The following is a 3,346-nucleotide window of genomic DNA, read 5'->3' on the forward strand; positions in this document are numbered from 1 at the left end:
AACGCAAATGCCAGCTATCAGGAAGGACGTTATGCCACTGCAGGCTTGTCATTCCAGGGAGGGGCGACTGCCACGCTGAAGGGGGCGGCATTGCACCGTTCTGGCAGCATGGGAGGGACCCGAATACTGCTCGACACCGGTGGTGTCGCGGGGATCCCTATTCAGGGCTATGGCGCAACGACGCTGTCCAACTATTTTGGCAAAGCGGCAGTTTCCGATGTGGGCAGCTATCACCGTAACCGGGTCAGTATCGATCTGAACACACTGCCGGATGATGCGGAAGCGATGAACTCGGTTGTGCAGCTGACTCTGACTGAGGGTGCTATTGGCTACCGGAAATTCGATGTGATCTCTGGGGCAAAAGCGATGGCGGTGATCCGCCTTGCCGATGGTTCGGTTCCACCGTTTGGCGCAACGGTTCTGAACCTGAAAAAGCAAGATGTCGGCATCGTCGACGACGGCGGTAGCGTGTACCTGAGCGGTATTAAAGCCGGTGAAGCCATGACAGTGCACTGGAGTGGAAGAGCACAATGTGCATTCGACTTACCTGAAGAGCTATCGAACAGCAGCCTGACAGGCTTATTGCTGCCGTGCCATTTGCTAAGCGAATAAGCCCTTTGGACAGAGACGCTTGATGCATATGACGCATCACAACTGAATACTATTTTATTGAGAACGAGTGAAATGAAACTGAAGATGAAAACACCATTGATCGCTGGCGCTATATTATGTGCTTTGACCGCACAATCGGCTTTTGCCGCTATCGCTCTGGACCGCACCCGTGTGGTTTATAACGGTAGCCAAAAATCGATCAGCCTGAATGTCAGCAATGAGAACAAACAACTGCCTTATCTGGCTCAAGGCTGGATTGAGGATGCACAGGGTAACAAGATCACCTCTCCGCTGGCGGTGCTGCCGCCGGTGCAGCGTATTGAGCCTGGTGCTAAAAGCCAGGTGAAAGTTCAGGGCCTGCCCGCTGCCGCACAATTGCCACAGGACCGGGAATCACTCTTTTACTTCAACCTGAGAGAGATCCCACCGCGCACTGATAAACCCAATACCTTACAGATAGCCCTGCAGACGCGCATCAAAATGTTCTACCGACCTGAACCACTGGAGATTATGTCAGGGGACACGCCGTGGCAGGAGCAAATCACCTTAACTAAACAGGGTGGCAAGTACATGGTGAACAATCCAACACCTTATTTCATCACCCTGGTAGATGCCAAAGCGTCCGCAAAAGGCGAATCAGCAAAAGAGTTTCAACCGTTGATGGTGGAACCCAATGGCCAGAGCTTGATGACAGCGGGAGTGAGCTCACTGGGTAACAGCCCGGTACTGACTTACATCAATGACTACGGCGCTCGTCCCCAGTTGCAATTTAGCTGCAAAGCCAGCAGTTGCGTGGCAACACCAGCCAATAGCAGTCACTAATGCGGAACCGGGACATGGCATTGCCGTTGACGGAAACACAAGGTGTGTCTGGTGCGGCCTGAACCCGCATTGTTATTAATGTTGGGGAAAAGGTCTCGTGGCGCCACAACACAAAGGCGCGTTACAGGGCGGCTTGTCTCTGGCACAACTGAACTTCAGGCTGATAGAGGGGTAAGGAGCCAATGATAAGTTCAAAGCGTTTATGGTCAAAAGCGTGGGCAGCGGGTCTGGGTGTGGCTTGGTTACTGATCAGCCCACAGGTTTCATCAGCCTACCGATTGAGTTTGAGTGTGGATGTCATCCCCTCACCTTCCTGTGAGATCAATGGCAAACGACCGATCGAAGTGGATTTTGGCGAGGTCCTGACCTATAAGGTGAACGGCGACAACTATAAAAAAAACGTGCTGTTCGACATTAAATGTACCAATACAACCGCCAATGACATGTCCATTAGTATAAAAGGTACAAAGGCCCGTTTTGGCAAGGATATTCTGGGTACTGATAAGGAGATCTTAGGTATCGAATTTCTCAGCAATGGGCAGCCAGTGACACTCAACAGTGAGATTAAGTTTACTTATCCCAACCTGCCGAAGTTACAGGCGGTGCCGGTGAAATCCCCCGGCATGACGCTGCAGGCTGGGAAATTTTCGGCCGCAGCAACCATGACGGTGACATACCATTGAAAAGGAACAAACTGACTATGCGATTTTTACTCTATAGCTTATTGCTAATACTCAGCCGGCCATTGTATGCCGCAGATAATATGCTATTTAGCGGTACGCTGATTGGGCCGCCGCCCTGCAAAATTAACGGGGGAGATAAGGTAGATGTCAATTTTGGTGACCAGCTGGGGGTCCACAAAGTGGACGGAGTGAACTACCTGAAGACCCTGAGTTACTCCATTACCTGTGAAAAAGGGGTGACCGGAATGGACGTGATGTTCACACTGAGTGGAAAAAAAACGACCTATAATAACGCAGCAATCCAAACCAATATGGCTGATTTGGGCATCCAGGTATTGCAAAACGATAAGCCTTTCGTTCTGGACATCCCGTTAGTGATCGACCCCAAAGTGCCCCCTACACTGAAAGCGGTTCCGGTCAAAAAGCCGGGCGCAAACTTAAAAGTGGGAGTATTTTCGGCCACGGCAACATTAAAGGCAGAATATCAATGATGGACGGTAACAGATGAAGCACGATCCTAAAGACGGCAGAAGCAAAACAAGCCTGGAAATAGCGGGATTATTATTGTTATCCAGCTTTGCCGTTCTGGCGGAGGACAACGTGCATTTACGCGGCGCCCTGGTGGCAGAACCCTGTGTCATACCACCGGGGGAAGAGAACCTGCAACTGGACTTTGGCTCGGTGATCGACAAATATCTGTATCTGAATAAGCGAACGCGTGGGCAACCCTTTGAAATTCATCTGACGGCATGTAACCTGAATCAGGGCAACACACTTACCGTTACATTCATTGGCAATGAAAACCCGCAATTGCCTGGATTATTAGCCCTGGATGCTGCCAGCCAGGCCAATGGCATTGCGATAGGCATGGAAACCCGGCAAGGCAAACCGTTGCCGTTAAACCTGGCCGGACAAAAATCTATCCTGATGGCAGGCAGTAACCTAATCGCCTTTAAAGCTTATATACAGGGTGAACCTGAGGCAATCGCAAAAAAAACCATTGAGCGTGGCCCCTTTAGTGCAGTGGCCACTTTTCGCCTGGAATATGAGTAACGCCTGTAACGAACAATGCGTTTCAGGCATCCATCACGCAAAAATCGGGGGCCATTCATGCGCCCCGCTCTTTGCAGCCTGTCGTGGCAACACGTCGCTACGCCACGGTAAAGCCCAGCATCATGCCGGTATCTTCATGCTCCAGCAGATGGCAGTGCGCCATATAAGCATTGGCG

The 3,346-nt window shown here is 51.0% G+C and carries 6 protein-coding genes; 5 read left to right on the forward strand and 1 reads right to left on the reverse strand.

The annotated features are described in order from the left end of the window. The 5 genes from WH277_RS01970 to WH277_RS01990 form a co-directional block, all read left to right on the forward strand. On the forward strand, positions 1–612 hold a 612-nt coding region (locus WH277_RS01970), incomplete at its 5' end, for a fimbria/pilus outer membrane usher protein (protein ID WP_339504092.1). A 72-nt stretch (positions 613–684) separates the two neighbouring features. Beyond that, entirely contained in the window at positions 685–1,434 is a 750-nt protein-coding gene (locus WH277_RS01975) for a fimbria/pilus periplasmic chaperone (protein WP_445235261.1), read from the forward strand. Between the two features lie 182 nt (positions 1,435–1,616). Next, entirely contained in the window at positions 1,617–2,117 is a 501-nt protein-coding gene (locus WH277_RS01980) for a fimbrial protein (protein WP_339455272.1), read from the forward strand. Positions 2,118–2,134: 17 nt separating this feature from the next. After that, complete coding sequence (locus WH277_RS01985; protein WP_339484974.1) at positions 2,135–2,608, forward strand: fimbrial protein; 474 nt, start codon at positions 2,135–2,137, stop codon at positions 2,606–2,608. 13 nt (positions 2,609–2,621) lie between these two features. Further along, the gene (locus WH277_RS01990; RefSeq protein WP_339455274.1) at positions 2,622–3,170 is read left to right on the forward strand and encodes a fimbrial protein; all 549 of its coding nucleotides are present in this window, start codon (positions 2,622–2,624) and stop codon (positions 3,168–3,170) included. 97 nt (positions 3,171–3,267) lie between these two features. Here WH277_RS01990 and WH277_RS28625 read toward each other — a convergent pair. After that, the coding region (locus tag WH277_RS28625) for a multicopper oxidase domain-containing protein (protein WP_445235300.1) at positions 3,268–3,346 on the reverse strand (79 nt) is incomplete at its 5' end.

The sequence above is a fragment of the Erwinia sp. MYb416 genome, from assembly GCF_037479575.1.
Classification (GTDB): Bacteria; Pseudomonadota; Gammaproteobacteria; order Enterobacterales; family Enterobacteriaceae; genus Erwinia; species Erwinia rhapontici.